Here is a 17063-nt window from a genome sequence, read left to right on the forward strand (position 1 = left end):
CCGCGAGCCTTCTCAAGCGATCGGGGCGCAGTGAGCTCGTTATAGGAGGCAACCGGCAAATGGCGTGCAGCCGGGGTCCACCGTTCTCTTGGCCTGTCTTTGAGTCTTGCTATTGGAGTTCGCACCAAACGACACGGGTTACGGCCGATTGTTAGCGGTGTGCCTCGCCACCTTCGGCATTGGAAGGCTGGCCGAGCACAAGTCCTCCCGTGAAGAGCTTGACGTATGTTTCAGCGATTTCGTCGATACTGTCTCGATGCTTCTGGGAGATCCAGGTCACCATCCAGTTGCAGGCACCAAGCACGGCGTTGACGACAATGTCGGGCCGCAAGGGGCGCATGCGGCCACATTCGCCACCTTCCTGCACTGCTTGACGGAAGAAAGCATCGTATCGGACGATGATTGCGCGAACCTGCGCTTGTCGCTCCTGCGGAAGAGCAGAAACATCTCGATAGAAGACCGTCGCCCATTCCTTGTGCTCTGCTAGGAAGCGCACGTGCATCCGGACCAGGTCCGTCAAACGCGCCACGGGATCGGGAGCGGACTGCGCGATGCGCTCGGCTTCTCCAACGAAGTGCTCTGAGATGTACCCAAACACAGCCCAGAGCAATTCGTCTTTGCTCTTGAAGTAGTAGTAGACGCTCGATTTGGTGTATCCTAGCCCGCTTGCGACCTCGTCAATCGAGACGCCGTGAACGCCATGGTCGGCAAACAGCTTTGCCGCGCTTCGAAGGATCTCCTCGCGCACGAGCTGACGCTTGAGCGTCTGAAGATTGCTCCCCTTGGCGACGGGTTCAGCGGCGCGTGCCCCTCGTGGCGCCCTTGGTCGCTTCGGTGCCGTGGATCGTGGCATGCTACTTCCTTTTAAAAAACCGTCCGACGCTGCTGCATGTCTCGCCAAGCTGATTGGCTGCAGTTGCGGTCGAGGTGTTGGTCTAGCACCGCGCCCCCTTTTGGAAGATCGGCAGGTCGAAAGTTGCCCGGATCATCGTTGGGACCCGTGTCGGTAAGAACGAAATCGCGAAAGCTCGCTGCAGAGCGTGCGCAGGCCGCTGGAGATTGCTCCAAGAACGAAACGTGTCGCAGCGAGAGAATCGGGATTCCGCTGGCCGGCGTTGATCCCTGAGGTCGCAGTTGGAGCGCCGATTGCAGTGAAACCTCGGTCCGATCCTCAAGAACAAGTCCATTCATAACCTCGGGATGTGGAAGCGCCAGAATTCACCGGTCAGCGAGTCGAAAATGCGACGATGCCACATCAATTCGAAAATAGCCGTTATGTCAAGGGTTTAGATCCGAGCACAGCGGTGACTCTAAAGGCGCGGGCCAGCCAGATGCTTGGCCTTGACAATTAAATCGTCCATTGATACGAAAATTCGACCTACAGGTTAAAAAAGAGCCCAAGGGGGACGCAGGGGAACCGCCAATGTGTCCTCGTTTTGGACCTGCCGCACCCGCGATCGACGCGCGCGGGGACCTACGCATTGAAGATCGTGGCTCGCTTGATCTTCTGGATGCTGCCGTCCGTCGCTGCCCTTCGGAGGACAAGGATGTGGTGACATTTTTTGTTCCATCGTGTGGGAATTCCGATCACGACTTGAGAGCAGTTTCAGGCTCTTGGCTTGGCGGCCCCAAGCGCCTTTATCGCGTTGCAGCTTGCGAATTGGGGGCTGTCATCCGTGCGTCATAGGAAAATTCCCGACCTTTCAGATTTCGACCTCAAACTCTTGCGGGTGTTCGCGGCGGTCGCCAATGCCGGTGGCTTCAGTGCCGCCGAAGTCGCTCTCAACAAAAGCAAATCATCGATTAGCGTCGATATCGCATCTCTTGAGGTTCGGTTAGGAGTAAAGCTCTGTCGCCGCGGTCGCGCAGGATTTTCGCTAACCGCAGAGGGCGAGCAAATCCTGTCTCTGGCGCGCGAATTGTTCGATGGCCTTGAAAGCTTTCGTGAAAACGCAAGTCGAGTAGCCATGAAAATCACAGGCGAGCTTGTAGTGGTGATGGATGACAATTTTCCGCTAGGAAAACGAGCTGAGCTGGCCGGAATCGTGAAGACATTTCACACGGAGCATCCAGAGGTATTCTTGACTATCCGGACGACCTCTCCCGAACGAGTAGCTCAGATGATTCTGGACGGCACCGCTGATATGGGAATCAGCGCATCGGCGCCTGATATCGCGGGCACGAAAACTTATCCACTTTTTTATGAGCCAATGGTGCTTTGCTGCGGTCGCGAACATCCACTCTATTCAAAATCAGACGGAGAAATAAACGACGAAGCTCTCCAACGCTATGACTGCATCGACATTGTAACGAGACAACACTCTCAATCTCGCGAAATCATCAACCAACTGAATGTCCGGGCTCGTGCTCCGACCATGCAGGCTCGTCTGATCCTGATCTTGGCGGGCGCCTACATTGGATTTCTTCCGCGCGACTTCGCCTCGTCGTTTGTGGCGAGGGATTTGTTGAAGATCGTACGCGAACGCGACATGTGCTTCACAAACGTTTGTTCGGCGATCGTGCGTAACGAGGTTTCTCAGAGCAGCAGCCGAGAGCTCCTGCTGGAGCTCGTCCGGCGAAGCCTGTTTGAGCCGGGTTTCGCCAGCTCTGTACGCTAGAGCGTTCGCCGATCATGGCGGCGTATCCAGCGGCGGTGAAGTAGTTTTGCATTCGGTCTGGGTGGAGCAGTCGATGACGCGGCCGATGGCATTCCAGAGACCGTCGACGGAGCGTTCGGCAGCTTTGCGCAGGAGAGCCTTGAGCTTGGCAAAGGCATTCTCGGTCGGATTGAAGTCGGGGCTGTAGGGCGCCAGATAGCGCAAAGCTTGCGTCTGCGGCCTCAATCATCTGACGCACCCGTGGCGCTTGTGGCTGGATAAATTGTCCAAGATCACAATGTCGCCTTTGTTGAATTCGGGGATGAGGACCTTCTCGACATAAGTTTCGAAGGCCTCGCGGTTAATTGGTCCATCAAGTACCAAGGCGCGATAGTGCCGCGCGTGGTGAGGCCAGCGACGAAGGTTGTGGTCTTCCAATGACGTGAGGGACGCCGGCCCGCAGACGCTCGCCACGCGGTCAGCGGCCATAGCGACGTGCCATGTTGGTCGAGCCCCACGTCTCATCGACAAAGACAAGGCGCCCGGGATCGAGTGTGGGCTGGCCTTCAACCCAATCTTGACGCCGCTTCACGAGGTCCGGACGGTCCTGCTCGCTGGCGTGTGCCGTCTTTTTTGCGTGTGATTCCAAATTCCTCGATCGCAAGATCGGGTGTCGCCCTGCTGACGCTCCCGATTGCGCCAACGGCTTCCGCTGGCCGCACTGACCCTGAACCGGTCCCCAGCCTCTCGTGAGACAGAAGAAGATTTGCGTGATTCACGGTTACCCCTCCACCAGCGAGTTTGCCGGGAGCGCAAGCTCCGCCGCAGCTTTGGGCCGCGCTCCGGGGTAAAGGCCGGCCGCGGCATATCCGATCGCGGCTACCAGGCCGAGAGGTGCGAAGATTTCCAGCGCACGACGGAGACTGGCCCCGGCATCCATCCCCGAACTCCGGAAGAAATCCGAACCCAAGCCGATTAAGTAGGGCGCGAGGACCAGATATCCGAGGCTCGTCGCAAACAGAAAGATGGAGAAAATCTTCGCGCGAAGATGCGGCGGTGAAAGATTATTGATCAGGGTGTAGGTGGGCCCCGTGTACATATAGAGCACGGGAGCAAAAAGCCATACGCACAGCACCATCACAGACAGACTTGTGGTCGTGTAGGCAACGATCGATGCCACAGCACCCATCGCCGCGACACCCGCGATCGACCAAATCTGCACCCTCGCGGCCGAGCGGGACAGCCAATGCATGGCAACTGCGACCAGGATCGTGGCAGTGGTCCCGCCCACGAGGTGCAATTGTCCGAGAATGGCGCCGGCCTGGCCGGTGGTCAAACCATAGTTTCGCGCCATAAACGCGGGCGTCCAGAACAACAGCCCCCAACCCCATGTGCAGATTAGGGCTCCCCCGAGGATCACGAAAAGCAGCGCCTTCTCGCGGTAAATGTGCGACAGGGCCGTGAGCAACCCTCCGCCGGGTTGCCCAGTGCCTGCGGCGGCGTCCGCGGCACCGCGGACAGGCTCACTGACCAGGAGCAGCGTAACGGCGCCAAGCGGTAAACCGAACACGCCAAAAATCACCATCGTCGCGCGCCATCCATAATGGTCGGCAAAATAACCTGCCACGGCCGTGCCAAAAAAGGAGCCTGCACAAATCCCCAGCGTGAAGATCGTCATTGCAACGCCGCGGCGCACCGGTGGGAACCGGTCGGCGATGAGCGTCACAGATGGTGGCGCGCAGCCCGCTTCTCCAAACCCTACGCCGAGACGGGTTGCGACGAAGGTCCACATTCCTGACGTGGCCCCTCCCAGCGCGGTCATCACGGAGAAGATCGTTGTAGCTGCTGCGAGCAAGATGCGCCTGCTCATCTTGTCTGCGAGAATCCCGGCCGGAACCCCGAATGTCATCAGGACGAGGCCGAGCGCGAGATTGAGACTCGACACGCCGGCATCGGAAAGACCGAACTCTACCTTTATCGGTTGCAACAGCGTCGAGAAGATAAATCGGTCAGCGACATTGAGCGTGTAGATCGCCGTGGTCACGGCCAATGTGATCCAAGCCTGCGCGCCAATGCTGATGGCGGCGGCACCCGGATTGAAGGCGCTGCGTCCCCCCGCCATTCGCTCTTCCCTTGCTGCCCATTCTTCCTGGACAATTTTATGACTTTGTGAACTGAGTTTCGTGCGACTCGTCAAATTTTCTGTCAAGATCGATATCCCTTCTATATCGGGCCATGGGACAAGGCGCGCAGCCGTCAGCTTAGCTATCCTAGCGGGCAATACGCGTGCCAAATCCATAAGCTTAATTTCTGTCTATATGGACTATTCGTCGAACCTTCGTCGGAAGCGGCTCAGCTACAAGGGAGCCGGATGGAGGGAGGAACGCGTTTCAACCTGTGGCCATTCTTCCCGCCCAGCGAGTTCGGGCGCAATCTTCACGAAAGACTTGCCACGGCCCATCGAGCTGCCTCCCGAATGGAATCCGGCTTTGTCTGGATAAACGGGGCAGGCCCGCACTTCATCGGGGCTCCTGACTACAAGCAGTCGCGAATTGGCCGCGAGGAAAGCATCGATGAATTGATGGCTTTCACCCAGGTCAAGAACATCAATATCAGTTTCTGAAATTTGCCGTCGCTGGCCGCAGCCGAGTTGGCGTGCGTCAGGCCAAGTCAGGGACGGTGCACTGGCAAATTCAAAATAGGGGGAATCAATGTCGCTTCGTTACTGTGCAATTGCTGCTGTCCTCATGCTCGAGTTCGCCGGCGTTGCCGGCGCAGCTGACCTGCCAGTCAAGGCGAATCCGCCGCCGGCGGACCAGCCCGTTCTTCTCCGTCATCGATAATCGCGTGACGTTCTCATGGATGCCAAGGGGAACCGATCCGGGCATGTACACTGTAAACCCCAATGGCGCAGTCGACGGCACAACTGCAAAGCAGGTCTATTCGTTCACTCATTTCGATGCGTGGGCGTACGGTACTAATCTCTTCAATATCTCGATGTTCAAATCGGATCACAATGATTTCAATGCGCGTAGGTTTGGTGTGGATCTCACGCCCTATCCGAGGATTCGCGCCATCGAAATGGCGGCATCGAAGATTGACGCGTTTTCGCGGTCCGAGCCCGGCCGGCAGCCCGACGCAGAATGAGGAGATGCCCACTCCAATCCAGGGCCAGCCGGGACTTTCTGTGCCTTGTGGCACCTCGGGCAGTCAATTTTAACAGATCCGGTGAACGACGGTTTGGCGGCCGGGGGGTTGCGGTGGAGCGAGCAATCGGACCTTTGCAGCGGGGCACTCCGCAATAAGCGAGACCAAAACCCCTTATCATACCCCAATGGCTGGCGGCCGGTGTCTGTCCATCCCGATGGCGATGTTCTTCTGCTCCATGTAGGTGTCAAAGGCATAGTCGCCTCCGTCCCGTCCTATTCCACTCGCTTTGACGCCGCCGAACGGCGTCGGCAAATGCCGCACATTTTCGGAGTTCACCCAGACCATGCCAGCCTCGACTCCTTGAGCCACGCGGTGGGCTCGTCCGACGTCGCCGGTCCAGATGTAGGCAGCGAGGCCGTACTTTACGTCATTGGCAATGCGCATTGCGTCGGCTTCATCATCGAATGGTATGACGGTCAATACCGGACCGAAGATCTCTTCTTGCCCAATCCTCATTGTGTTCTGGGCGTCAACAAACAATGTCGGCTCGACAAAGTTACCTTTGCCGCCCAGTGCCCGGCCGCCCCCCGTCGCTATTTGCGCACCGTCTTGCGTGGCGCACTGGGCGTAGCTCAAAACCTTGTCAGCGTGGCGGGGATGAATGAGCGGACCGATCTCGGTTGAAGGGTCCAAGGGAGGGCCCACCTTGATCGTCTTGACGCGGGCGGCGAGGGCTGAAACAAATCGATCGTAGATGGAACGCTGAATGAGCGCGCGGCTCGATGATGTGCAGCGCTGTCCGTTCAAGCTGTAGATCATAAACAGAACCGCATCTCGCGCTCGCTCGAGATCTGCGTCGTCGAACACGATGACGGGATTCTTGCCACCAAGTTCGAAATGGACGCGCTTCAGGGTTGGTGCGCCTTGCGCCATGATATGGCTGCCGGTGGCCGACTCCCCCACGAAGGCGATTGCTTTGATAGAAGGGTGCTCGGTCAGGAGTTTTCCGGCTCTTTCACCAATGCCGTGCACGAGGTTAACGATGCCAGGTGGCAAACGCGCCTCCTCGAACACCTCGGTCATGATGTCCGAGAGTATGACTGCAGATAGTGGGCTCCATTCCGCGGGCTTGTGAACGATCGAACAGCCTGCCGCCAGCGCCGGAGCGATCTTCCATGTGGACAGCATAAACGGTGTGTTCCACGGCGTGATGATGCCGACGGGTCCGATAGGCTGGCGGATCGTGTAATTGAGGTGGGTTTGCGTCGGGAACGACTTGCCATCTGAAGCTTCCGGGGCCTTATCGGCATAAAAGCGGAAATTCTCTGCCCCACGGAGCGCGGCCTTTGCCATGTAGCGAATGGGCTGGCCGCTATCGACGCTCTCAACCAGTGCGATTTCCTCAGCTCGAGCTCCGATCCGATCCGCGATCTGATGCAGGAGCGCGCGCCGCCTGTCGCCGGGCACGTCCTTCCAGACTTTAAAACTCTCTTCGGCCGAACTGGCAGCACGATCGACTTCGGCTTCGCCGCCTGACGCGACCTTGCATAGAACGGAATTGTCCGATGGATCCAGGTTGTCGAAGGTCTGATCGCTTAGCACCGGTTGTCCGGCGATCCTGTGCGGCACGGCCTGCGACTTAAATCGATGCAAATGCTCTTGCGCTTTGCGCATATTGTCTGAATGGGGCGCGCGCGCCTCTTGTTGGCTCATGGTATCACCGTGCGGGTTGATGCATAATTGGCGAGGGGCGATAGATTTGGTGGTCTCACCCTTGAACGGCGTCTTTCACCACCGCGATCATGTCGATTTCGATCTTCAGACCGGCGCGAGCGAGATGGGCGACTCCCACCGTGGTCCGCGAGGGCGGATCCTTGGGGAAGTACTCGCGGAACACCTCGTTCATCGGAGCAAATTCATTGACCATGTCGGTCATGTGGATCGTCATTTTTAGCGCGGTCTCGAGCGAGGCCCCGCCGGCCTCAGCCAGAGCCTTGAGGTTATCGAGAGCTATCCTGGTTTGAGCCTTGATGTCTTCCGGAAATTCCCTCGTCACGGGGTCGGAGCCGGTTTGTCCGGAAATGAAGAGGAGCTTCTCCCAGCGGATCGCTGGCGAATATGGGATGCCAGGGCGCAAACCGGTGGGGGGAACGATGACTGTACGCGGCATGGTAACCTTGACGGCTAAGGGTGGGTCGAGGGCGGTTCAAACGACTGATCGATCGTGACTCAGTCAGCGACGTAGCTCGGCACTGATTGCATCAAGGCAGGCTTGGTTTCTTTCGTGGAGGCACCATCGAACGTCTCAACGGCCATGGATTCTTCAAACCAGCGGCGCGGTGGAGGTGCTCCCCACAGCGTTTGGCGTACGGGATTGTTGAGATTCCAGCGTATTGGCTCCGCAGAAGTGTTTCCCGTCAAATAGTCGCCGGTGTAGAGCTCAAAGCGGTTTCCATCGGGATCGCGAATATAGACGAACAACGCGTTCGAAATGCCGTGTCGGGCCGGCCCCCGCTCGATACTGGCCGCATAGCCGGCGCCAGCGAGCAGGTCGCAGGCACGAATAATTGAGAGCGGATCTCCAAGCGAAAAGCCGACGTGGTGGGCTGCCGGTCCTGCTCCAGTCATAACGGCGATGTCATGCACCGTGGATTTTCGAAATAGCCAGCTTGCCCAAATCCGCTTTTCGGGCGGATCGGATTCCGTCAGTTCGGCGCATCCAAAGCCGAGCTCTTCAGTGTACCAGCCATAACCGGCCTGGGCATCGGGCGTGAGGACATTGACATGGTCGACGCGTGTCGGCGAGACCCCTTTATGAAGATGATACTGTTGTACGAGCCATGGCACGCTCTTGATCTCGGCATAGTAGTCGATGATGAAGCCGAAGGGATCCTGGACTCTCAGTGTCTTGCCTTGGCCTATCATGTCGTTGTCAGTCCAGCGGGTCGCCAGTCCCAGGCCATCGAACCGCGCCTTCATGCGGTCGAGCTGATCTTCACTCGCAACCACGAACCCGATATGCCCGACGCCAGCGGACTGCGCCTTGCGCAGCACGAACGTGTGGTGCTGTTTGTCCTCCGTGCAGCGAAGATAAATGCGATTGTCATCGCGTTCGGTCTCGTGCAAGCCGATCAGGTTGACGTAGAAATCCCGTGCTCGCTCCAAATCCGTCGTGCGGAATTCGACATGGCCAAGCTTTTGAATGTTTGCGATGTCCTTAATTCGTCCAGCGCTCATGTGGCGGCTCCGTTCCCAGCGAGACGGCATCACCTTAGCGCCGGACCGGAGATGGTCTGTATCAACCGCTACAAAGGAGGACCAATCTCGCCGGTCACGAAGGGTCAATGCCGCGACCGCGTCGGCGGCTGTGTCAGCCGGTAGCGACCGCGCTGGCAGCTGACTGTGCCGACTTTGCGGAGCTTTTGCATAGCGCGTGTCACCGTGATCCGGGAGGCGCCAATCAGATTGGCGATTTGCTGATGAGTGAGCAGAACATCGGGCAGTTCCGGCAAGGCAATCTGCGAGAGAAGCTCTGCAATGCGGTCTTCAGGAGAAGCCTGCGCGAGCTGGACGAGGCGACCGGCGAGTGTACGTTGCTTCAGTGCGGTGGCGTGCGCAAGCAGGGATGCAAGCTTCGCGTCGGCCGAAATCAATTTGAGGAGCTCCTTGCCTGCTATCGGGAGTACATCGGTGGCTTCGATGGCGCTGGCACTGGAAAAGCGTGGTAGACCGTCGAACGCGGCGCCCTCGCCGCAGAGTGCGCCGGGACCAACGATGTCAATCAACAGCTCCTGCCCGGCTTGTCCAATCATGGTGATACCGAGGCGGCCCGATACCACCACATAGGCATGCGTCCCCGCGTCGCCTTGGCGGTAGACGGATTGTCCTTTAGCTATCTTCCGAAGAGAGAGATTCGGAGCAATTTCGACCAGTCGCTCCAACATCGATCTGGGAACGCGCAAGGTCTCGCTGACCTTGGAGCGGCTGGCTTTTGCGCAGGCGTTCGATCGAGTCCTTGGCATCGGGATCCCCGACAGCGTCGGCTTCCAATAAGCGGAAAACCTCACTTAGAGAAAAATGGTCGGGGCCTTGCGGCCCCGACCCAGTCTGGGAGGAAACGTTGTCGGCTTCGCCTAGTTGCGCGCAACGGCAACCGCCTTGATTTCGATGATGAGACCAGGACGTGCGAGACCGGCGATGTCGAGAATGGTCCAGGTCGGAAATGGGGCCGGCACATACTTTTCTTTGACCTTCATGAAGTCAGCCAAATGCGAGGTCAGCCCGACATGATACGAGACGAGCTCGACCAGGTCGCCCATCTGACCGCCAGCCTCTTCGAGGACGAGCTTGAGCCGTTCGAACGCATTGACGAACTGCTGCTCGGGCTTGTCCGGCATCGATCCATCGGGATTGAGGCCGATCTGTCCCGCGATGAAAATCAAGCCGCCGGCCTTCACAGCGGAGGAGTATTGAAATTTATCGAAAATGGAACCGCCGCCCGCGGCAGCGAACATCGGGTTCTTTGAGCTATAGGTCGTCTTTGTCATGAGGGATCCTTTCCTAGTCAATTAGAGGCGCGTTCCTGGAGAAAGCTCGAGACCCAACAGCAACCGGCCATACGCCTCGGCGATCGGCTCGGGCTGCAGCAAGAAATGCGAGCTCATGGCGTGGATATCGCGGAACAGACGCTCAATCCGCGTGCCCTCGGGGAGCATCGACCCGCCGAGAGACGCGAATAGACGCTGTGCAGACGTTAATGCTTGACGAGATGCGATGGCCACTTTCGTGCGGCTAAGTCCGCGTTCCTCAAGCGACAGCGTCCCGCTCTGGAGAATCTGCTCTTCGATCGCAGCCGTCTCGGAAAGCAGGAAGTCTCGCAAGAAGCTCATGGTGGCGGAGCTCGTTCCTGCGTCGACCTGGGCGATCTTGTCGTTGATTTGCGCTTGCTGATTGCCCGAGCTGACGCGAGCGCGAATAATCTTGATGCTTTCCTCGCTGCAAGCGGTCGCTACGCCAAGCGTCGGAGCCAAGACCGACATTGCGTTGGCCGTATTCAATGGGAAGTCGTACACAGGCTCGGTGTTCGGGCAGGTCGGGTGCTTCTTCCCGGCCTGCAATTCGGCCCAATTCATGAAGCGATGAGACGGAACGAATGTCTTTCCGAGGGTGATGTTCTTGCTGCCGGTGCCGCGCATGCCCATCACGCGCCAGCTTTGGTGATCGATCGTAAATTCGGATTGCGGGACGAGCACGACGTGAGGCGCGGGCCCATCGCCTTGTCCGGGAATATTGATAAGAAGGCCCAGCCAATCCGAAACGTCGACGCCGGAGGCGTACCTCCAACGCCCACTCAGGACAATGCCGCCTTCCGCCGGCTCGATCTTTATGTCCTGTCCCACGCCGCCCGTCAGCATGGGAACGATCGGAGATACGCCCGGCGCGAAGAGTTCCTTCTGCGCTTCAGCAGAAAATTTGCCGAGCATAATAATATTCGCGCTGGTGAGTCCGGCAAGCCAGGCGCTGGACGAACACCCCTTGGCGACGTGGAAGGTTGCTTCCCAGGCGAACCGGGGCGAGACGCCAAATCCGCCAAAGCGCGAAGGACGCATCAGGTCGAACAGCCTTGTGTCAAAAAGGCGTTCGGCGACATCGTCGGGGATCCGCCGCGCCTCTTCGACCCGCGCCGCCTGCTCGCTGAGCCACGGCACAAGGGCGGCCGTCTTTTCGACGGCCATTTCCGCCCCGCGCACGTCCGAATCCACCTCGTCGGCGGTCCGTTGAGCTAAACCCATTGCGATTGCCTCCTCTGGCGCTATCATCGACCTTGGCCTACCGTGCACCGTTCGTGGCGCGCTGTATCGCCGGATACGACCGGGTCATTCCTTCGAAAAATGAGCGGTGAGAATGACAAAAAAAGCCACTGCCACTTGGCGGATGACGGACGCCCTCGCAGCCAAACTGGTATCCTTCGAGGGCAAAGTGCGGGCTCGCCGATTTGCCGAAGGAGAACAGCTCTATCGGCAAGACGAGATCAATACTTGCTTCTATTTCATCAAGTCGGGATTGGTGCAGGTATCGATATTCAGAAGAGACGGCACCGAAGTGGTTCTCGAGAACATGGGCCCGAATGCGCTATGTGGAGAAGGGTCTGCTTTCGATGGTCTGCCTCGTTTTTCGACCGCGGTGGCCGTTGAGCCAACGGAAGCGCTCGAGTTCGACACTGCCCGCATAGAATCCTTGATGCGAGCTGATCCTGAATTGGCGCTGGCTATGCTGCGGCTGACCAGCCTTAAGCAACGTATTCTCGCATTGCGACTCGAGCATTTGGTGTCAAATGACCCAGAGGATCGGATACTGGAACTACTCCGTCGGCTGAGCCAGATGTTTGCAATCGATCACGAACGCGGACGCAAGATCATCACGCACTTGACCCACGAGCAGATCGCCTCGATGACCGGCACGTCTCGCGTCACTGTCACTCGAACGATGGGCAGGCTCCGCGAGAAGGGAATGCTGTTCATCGAAGACGGCTTTACGATACTTGCTAACGAAGTGGACAGCTGAAATTTCTAGCCCGTCCACCAAAGGTCCTCGGTTCGTGGAACGTTAGCTACGTCGCCATCCTCATACGGCAAGCGAGCATACTTTCCTCCGTGATAGAGGAGAGGGGTTGCAGCGGTCTCGGGGCCGAACATTTCGTCGATCTGGCCAATAAGGATTCGATGATCGCCGCCGGGGTAATCGTCAACGAGTCGGCAACGGAAGACTGCGTTTGCATCGTCGATCCAAGGTACGCCGCGGCTTTCGCGCCAGGACCAGGTAGGACTCGTCAGAGGTCGGCCAGCATGATGCATGGAGACGTCCTGCTGATGACCTGCCAATATGTTCACCGAAAAAGCACCAACCGTCGCGATCCGTTTTGCCGTAGCGCTAGTCAAAGATGCACAGAACAGGAGCAGCGGTGGATCCAGACTTACCGGTGTCAGCGAATTGACGGTCATGCCTGCCGGGCCGTTTTCGCCATCGACTGCGATCAGCGTGACACCGGTCGTCAGGCGTCGGAATAGTCTGCGAAAATCTTCAGCCTTGTTGCCATTCATTTGGGCGGCTCTTCGGGTTGGTGAGTTGACAGAAGAGCACGACTACCCGTTGAAAAACTGCGCGGCTGTATCTGGCAGCACATAGTCGTAGATGTATCGATCGTGGATGTATCCGTAGATACAGCCCCTGGAATGCGGCCGGTGTCACTTTGTGACGGTCAGCAGCAACCCCGAGGGATTTCATGACCAAGACCGTGACGCGTGGCCGCATCGCAACAAGCTTATGCGGGTTCATTTCCGCAAGCTCTATCGCTCTTGCCTGTGCCCAGCCTGGGTTTGCCCAGGACAAGCCTGAGCTGCGCATCGCGGCAATCGTCTCGGTGACGGGAGCAGCATCTGCGTTGGGGGCTCCTGAGCGGAGCGCGGTCGAATTGTTCGACAAGACCTGGTCGACGCGCACTGATCTGCCCTTCAAGGTCAAGGTCATTTCGTATGACGATGGCTCCGATCCGACGAAGGCCGTCAGCCTAACGCGGAAGGCGATCGAGGAAGACAAGGCTCATGTCGTCGTCTGCTGCACCACCACGCCGAGTTCGATGGCGATCCTGGACACGGTCAAGGCGGCGAAGATTACCATGATTTCGATGGCCTCGAACGCGGCAATCGTTGAGCCTGCCAGCGAACGCCCGTTCACGTTCAAGACGCCGACGTCCGACAAGCTGATGCTTCAACGCACGCTCAATTACATGAAGCGCCAGGGTATCAAGAAGATCGGCTTCTTCGGTCTTGAAGATGCCTATGGCGAGGGTGGCCTGAAGGAGTTGCAACCTGTAGCCAAGGAAGTCGGGATCGAGCTTGCCGCAACCGAGCGCTTTGCGCGGCAAGATACCAACTTCACGCCGCAGGCGCTGCGCCTCAAGCAGGCGGGTCTCGATGCAGTCTACATCCACGCGATACCGCCGTCCGCGGATCTTGCTCACGAGGCGCTCAAGCGGGTTGGCTACACTGGCCCAATTTACCATGGAGCTGGTTCGTCGATTAACGCGTTCGTCGATATTGCAAAGGCGAACGTCGAGGGCGCGATCGTCGGCGTCGGGGCGCTCAATGTCTACGACCAGATTGCCACGGACAATCCGCTTCGTCCCGTCCTTGCCAAATTCGCTGAGCTGTATGACGGGGCTTACGGAAAGGGCAAGGTCGACTTGTTCGCTGGTCAGTCCTGGGATGCCATGCTGCTTGCCGTGAATGCTTACCAGCACATGGCGGAAGCCAAGACCGACGACCTCGCCGCTACCCGCATCGCGATCAAGAACGCGATGGAACAAACACGCGAATGGCCCGGCGTGAATGGCGTCTTCAACGTCACACCGACCGACCATCTCGGATTGGATAAGCGGTCCACCTTCCTGTCGCAAATCAAGGGCGGACGTTTCGTCCTGATCGAGGAATAAACATTGTTCGACACGCTCCTATTCTTGCTCGTGGACGGCATCACCAATGGTGCCGTCTACGGTCTTGTCGCGCTCAGCCTCATTGTAATCTATACAGTGACGCGGGTGGTGAATATCGCCCAGGGCGAATACGTAACGTTGGGAGCGCTGTCGTTTTCGAGCGCGCTTTCGGGATCGTTCAATCTGTTCAGTTGGCTTGTCGCGGGCGGTCTGGCGGCATTCGCGCTGCTTGACTTGGCGGATCGGCGCCTGTTGAGCTCGGTCAGGATCCGCATTTTGTTGATCCGTTCGGTTTGGATTGCCGGCGTCCTTCTCACGGCATTTGCGGCGCACAAGTTTCCGGGATCATACTGGCTCGCTGTGTTGGCCGCGCTTGCCGCGACCGTTTCTCTCGGGACGCTGACCTACCGGTTGACGGTGGAGCCGGTCTCGGGCGCATCGCCGATCGTGCTGCTCATCGTCAGCGTCGGCGTGTACATGGTGTTTCACGGCGTGGCGGTCTTGATTTGGGGCGCGGAGCCGCAATCGGTACCGCCGGTCGTCGACGGCGGAGTGTCGCTGGGACCGGTCTTCATCACCTACCAAAGCCTCTGGATCTGCGGCTTTGCTGTTTTGGCGATGGCAGGCTTGTACATGTTCTCCGAGAGAACGCTCATCGGTCAGGCCCTACAAGCAACCGCGGTCAATAGAGTAGGGGCTCAACTGTGTGGCATCCCTGTCCGGTTCGCCGGGCAGCTCAGCTTTGCCATCGGGGCCGGGTTTAGTGCTGTTTCAGGACTGTTGCTGGCTCCGCTCATCACCGCGAATTATGACATGGGTTTTCCGATCGGCTTGAAGGGATTTGTTGCCGCAGCACTCGGTGGCATCGTTGAATACCCGACGGCGCTGGTCGGCGTAGTGCTGGTTGGTCTTACCGAGTCCTTCTCGGCATTCCAGATCAGCGCGTTCAGAGACGTCATCGTCTTTCTGATGGTGATACCGATCCTTCTTTGGCGAAACGCTGTTCGTCCGCCAGAAGCACACGAGCATTGATCATGGCCGAGAAGTCCATTCCGTCATCGCGGCGATCCCCCGCGACCGCGTCGATCGTTGTTGCGTTCGCAATGTTTGTGCTGGCTTGTATCATCGCCGCTATTGGCCCGCAGTACGACGTCACGTTGCTCGTCACGGTCGGCCTAACGTCGATCGCCGCGATGGGCCTGACGCTCCTGTTGATTGCAGGACAGGTCTCCCTCGGTCAGGCGGCGTTTATGGCGATCGGGGCCTATGTGTCGGCAATTCTGGCACGTGATTTCGGCGTCCCGGCTTTCGTTGCGCTCATTCTAGGCGTGGCTGCCTCAGCTCTTTCTGGTGTCATCGTGGGAGCCATCACGCTGCGACTAAAAGGGCACTTCCTGCCGCTTGCGTCGCTGGCAATTGGAATCGCGACCAGTGCCGCGATCGTCGCGGCGGGGGGCATTACCGGCGGAGCCTCCGGGCTGGGACAGATTCCGCCCCTCGCGATCGGCCCCTTGTCATTGACAGATGATCGCGGCTTTGCGGTTGTTGTCTGGCTGCTGGTTGCAGTGCTCGGTGGTGGGCTTTCCCGCCTGCTGCATACCCGCGCGGGACGGGCGATCGCGGCCCTCAAGACCGACGCGGAGATGGCCGAAATTTTTGGGGTCAATGCAGCGCGCTTACGCCTGATCGTGTTCGTTGTGGCGGCAACGCTGGCCGGACTTTCCGGGACGCTCTATGCTTACTACTTCAAGTTTCTCAGTCCTGCACCGTTCGGGCTGACCGCGAGCATAAACCTATTGATCGCATGCATATTTGGGGGAATGGCGCATCCGTTCGGCGCGGTCCTCGGTGCGGCAGCCATTACTGCGCTCGAGATGCTGTTGCAGAATACGGTTGCCCGCATGCTGGGTCTGTCGGGCAACGTGGAACTGATCGTCTTTGGGCTCGTGCTCATCTGCGTGCTGTTGCGCTGGCCGGGGGGAATCTGGTCGGCCCTGCAGCGCATTTGGCCGCAGTTCTCTGCAGCTCGGCCAGGGCGCAATATCGAGTTGACCCCATCCAAGCGTAGTACGGCCGGCGAGGACCTGCTGACCGTCACAGGTATTTCAAAGAACTTCGGCGGCCTCAAAGCGCTCCAAGGGATTTCGTTCGGGGTGGGCCCCGATCAGATCGTTGGTTTGATAGGGCCCAACGGCGCAGGCAAATCCACTACCTTCAACATCGCTACCGGGCTTCTTGCCCCGTCAGAGGGCGATGTTCTTCTCATGGGCGAGAAGCCGCCCAGACGAGTATCCGACCTGGTACATCGTGGGGTATCTCGCACGTTCCAGCACGTACGGATCATTCCTGAGCGTACGGTGCTGGAAAATGTTGCCTTTGGCGCTTATGCGCAAGGTCATGCGGGCATGATGTCGGGGATGTTCGGCTTCGACCGAAAGGAAGAGGCCGCAACCTATGCAAAGGCCTGGCGCGCCCTTGAAATCGTGGAGTTGGATGGCCTCGCGCACGAGCCTGCATCGCGTCTGGCAATGGGGCAGGCGCGCCTCGTAGAAGTCGCTCGTGCCTTGGTTAGCCGACCCCGCTTGCTGCTCTTGGACGAGCCCGCTGCCGGACTACGGACGGGTGAAAAACTCAAGCTGGTCACCTTGCTGCACCGGCTCAAGCGGGCCGGGATGTCGGTCTTGCTCGTCGAGCACGACATGGACCTTGTCATGAATTGTGTAGATCGGGTGGTTGTTCTGGATCGCGGGCAAGGACTTATGACCGGTCTTCCCGAGGAGGTTCGGCAGGACGAGCGGGTGATCGCCGCGTATTTGGGAGCCTGA

At 58.5% G+C, this 17063-nt stretch carries 15 protein-coding genes and 2 pseudogenes; 7 read left to right on the forward strand and 10 right to left on the reverse strand.

From position 1 onward, the window contains the following. Window positions 1-151: 151 nt before the first annotated feature. Window positions 152-853, reverse strand: a complete 702-nt coding sequence (locus H8B02_RS13205) for a TetR/AcrR family transcriptional regulator (protein WP_229166636.1) — start codon at window positions 851-853, stop codon at window positions 152-154. Window positions 854-1619: 766 nt separating this feature from the next. Between H8B02_RS13205 and H8B02_RS13210 the strand changes: the two genes are divergently transcribed. Continuing rightward, entirely contained in the window at window positions 1620-2618 is a 999-nt protein-coding gene (locus H8B02_RS13210) for a LysR family transcriptional regulator (protein WP_229166637.1), read from the forward strand. Between the two features lie 22 nt (window positions 2619-2640). On the opposite strand, the pseudogene H8B02_RS13215 reads toward H8B02_RS13210, so the two are convergent. Then, window positions 2641-3261 (reverse strand): annotated as a pseudogene (locus tag H8B02_RS13215) (IS630 family transposase); the annotation flags it as partial. Between the two features lie 117 nt (window positions 3262-3378). Further along, window positions 3379-4806: an MFS transporter gene (locus tag H8B02_RS13220; RefSeq protein ID WP_229166638.1), complete on the reverse strand. Its 1428-nt coding sequence runs from the start codon at window positions 4804-4806 to the stop codon at window positions 3379-3381. A gap of 162 nt (window positions 4807-4968) precedes the next feature. Between H8B02_RS13220 and H8B02_RS13225 the strand changes: the two genes are divergently transcribed. Both H8B02_RS13225 and H8B02_RS13230 read left to right on the forward strand, forming a co-directional pair. Beyond that, window positions 4969-5220, forward strand: coding sequence for an aldehyde dehydrogenase family protein (locus H8B02_RS13225; protein WP_229166639.1), 252 nt, complete (start codon window positions 4969-4971; stop codon window positions 5218-5220). A gap of 88 nt (window positions 5221-5308) precedes the next feature. Further along, window positions 5309-5618, forward strand: a pseudogene (locus H8B02_RS13230) (hypothetical protein); the annotation flags it as partial. Between the two features lie 303 nt (window positions 5619-5921). On the opposite strand, the gene hpaE reads toward H8B02_RS13230, so the two are convergent. The 6 genes from hpaE to H8B02_RS13260 form a co-directional block, all read right to left on the reverse strand. After that, window positions 5922-7460 (reverse strand): 5-carboxymethyl-2-hydroxymuconate semialdehyde dehydrogenase, encoded by a 1539-nt coding sequence (gene hpaE, locus H8B02_RS13235; protein ID WP_229166640.1) that lies wholly within the window; start codon window positions 7458-7460, stop codon window positions 5922-5924. Window positions 7461-7515: 55 nt separating this feature from the next. Continuing rightward, complete coding sequence (locus H8B02_RS13240) at window positions 7516-7917, reverse strand: RidA family protein (RefSeq protein WP_229166641.1); 402 nt, start codon at window positions 7915-7917, stop codon at window positions 7516-7518. A 59-nt stretch (window positions 7918-7976) separates the two neighbouring features. Further along, window positions 7977-8984, reverse strand: a complete 1008-nt coding sequence (gene hpaD, locus H8B02_RS13245) for a 3,4-dihydroxyphenylacetate 2,3-dioxygenase (protein WP_229166642.1) — start codon at window positions 8982-8984, stop codon at window positions 7977-7979. 104 nt (window positions 8985-9088) lie between these two features. Then, complete coding sequence (locus H8B02_RS13250) at window positions 9089-9769, reverse strand: Crp/Fnr family transcriptional regulator (RefSeq protein ID WP_229166643.1); 681 nt, start codon at window positions 9767-9769, stop codon at window positions 9089-9091. Window positions 9770-9880: 111 nt separating this feature from the next. Further along, entirely contained in the window at window positions 9881-10294 is a 414-nt protein-coding gene (locus tag H8B02_RS13255) for a RidA family protein (RefSeq protein WP_229166644.1), read from the reverse strand. 21 nt (window positions 10295-10315) lie between these two features. Further along, window positions 10316-11539: an acyl-CoA dehydrogenase family protein gene (locus tag H8B02_RS13260; RefSeq protein ID WP_229166645.1), complete on the reverse strand. Its 1224-nt coding sequence runs from the start codon at window positions 11537-11539 to the stop codon at window positions 10316-10318. Between the two features lie 112 nt (window positions 11540-11651). Here H8B02_RS13260 and H8B02_RS13265 point away from each other — a divergent pair, with 112 nt between their 5' ends. Beyond that, window positions 11652-12311, forward strand: a complete 660-nt coding sequence (locus H8B02_RS13265) for a Crp/Fnr family transcriptional regulator (RefSeq protein ID WP_229166646.1) — start codon at window positions 11652-11654, stop codon at window positions 12309-12311. Between the two features lie 5 nt (window positions 12312-12316). Here H8B02_RS13265 and H8B02_RS13270 read toward each other — a convergent pair whose 3' ends face one another. After that, window positions 12317-12847: a flavin reductase family protein gene (locus tag H8B02_RS13270; RefSeq protein WP_229166647.1), complete on the reverse strand. Its 531-nt coding sequence runs from the start codon at window positions 12845-12847 to the stop codon at window positions 12317-12319. A gap of 182 nt (window positions 12848-13029) precedes the next feature. On the opposite strand from H8B02_RS13270, the gene H8B02_RS13275 reads away from it, so the two are divergent. The 3 genes from H8B02_RS13275 to H8B02_RS13285 are packed head-to-tail and all read left to right on the forward strand — an operon-like array spanning window position 13030 to window position 17063. Beyond that, window positions 13030-14238 (forward strand): ABC transporter substrate-binding protein, encoded by a 1209-nt coding sequence (locus H8B02_RS13275; RefSeq protein ID WP_229166648.1) that lies wholly within the window; start codon window positions 13030-13032, stop codon window positions 14236-14238. A gap of 3 nt (window positions 14239-14241) precedes the next feature. Continuing rightward, window positions 14242-15270 carry a branched-chain amino acid ABC transporter permease gene (locus tag H8B02_RS13280; RefSeq protein ID WP_229166649.1) on the forward strand — a complete coding sequence of 343 codons (1029 nt, stop codon included), beginning with the start codon at window positions 14242-14244 and terminating at the stop codon, window positions 15268-15270. A gap of 2 nt (window positions 15271-15272) precedes the next feature. Then, window positions 15273-17063 (forward strand): branched-chain amino acid ABC transporter ATP-binding protein/permease, encoded by a 1791-nt coding sequence (locus H8B02_RS13285; protein ID WP_229166650.1) that lies wholly within the window; start codon window positions 15273-15275, stop codon window positions 17061-17063.

The organism is Bradyrhizobium altum (genome assembly GCF_020889705.1).
In the GTDB taxonomy this organism is placed as follows: domain Bacteria; phylum Pseudomonadota; class Alphaproteobacteria; order Rhizobiales; family Xanthobacteraceae; genus Bradyrhizobium; species Bradyrhizobium altum.

Bases quoted from the DNA above. Each gene is read 5' to 3' on its own strand.
- H8B02_RS13205 (WP_229166636.1), bottom strand. From the start codon at position 853: ATGCCACGATCCACGGCACCGAAGCGACCAAGGGCGCCACGAGGGGCA.
- H8B02_RS13225 (WP_229166639.1), top strand. From the start codon at position 4,969: ATGGAGGGAGGAACGCGTTTCAACCTGTGGCCATTCTTCCCGCCCAGC.
- hpaE (WP_229166640.1), bottom strand. From the start codon at position 7,460: ATGAGCCAACAAGAGGCGCGCGCGCCCCATTCAGACAATATGCGCAAA.
- H8B02_RS13240 (WP_229166641.1), bottom strand. From the start codon at position 7,917: ATGCCGCGTACAGTCATCGTTCCCCCCACCGGTTTGCGCCCTGGCATC.
- hpaD (WP_229166642.1), bottom strand. From the start codon at position 8,984: ATGAGCGCTGGACGAATTAAGGACATCGCAAACATTCAAAAGCTTGGC.
- H8B02_RS13250 (WP_229166643.1), bottom strand. From the start codon at position 9,769: ATGCCAAGGACTCGATCGAACGCCTGCGCAAAAGCCAGCCGCTCCAAG.
- H8B02_RS13255 (WP_229166644.1), bottom strand. From the start codon at position 10,294: ATGACAAAGACGACCTATAGCTCAAAGAACCCGATGTTCGCTGCCGCG.
- H8B02_RS13260 (WP_229166645.1), bottom strand. From the start codon at position 11,539: ATGGGTTTAGCTCAACGGACCGCCGACGAGGTGGATTCGGACGTGCGC.
- H8B02_RS13265 (WP_229166646.1), top strand. From the start codon at position 11,652: ATGACAAAAAAAGCCACTGCCACTTGGCGGATGACGGACGCCCTCGCA.
- H8B02_RS13270 (WP_229166647.1), bottom strand. From the start codon at position 12,847: ATGAATGGCAACAAGGCTGAAGATTTTCGCAGACTATTCCGACGCCTG.
- H8B02_RS13275 (WP_229166648.1), top strand. From the start codon at position 13,030: ATGACCAAGACCGTGACGCGTGGCCGCATCGCAACAAGCTTATGCGGG.
- H8B02_RS13285 (WP_229166650.1), top strand. From the start codon at position 15,273: ATGGCCGAGAAGTCCATTCCGTCATCGCGGCGATCCCCCGCGACCGCG.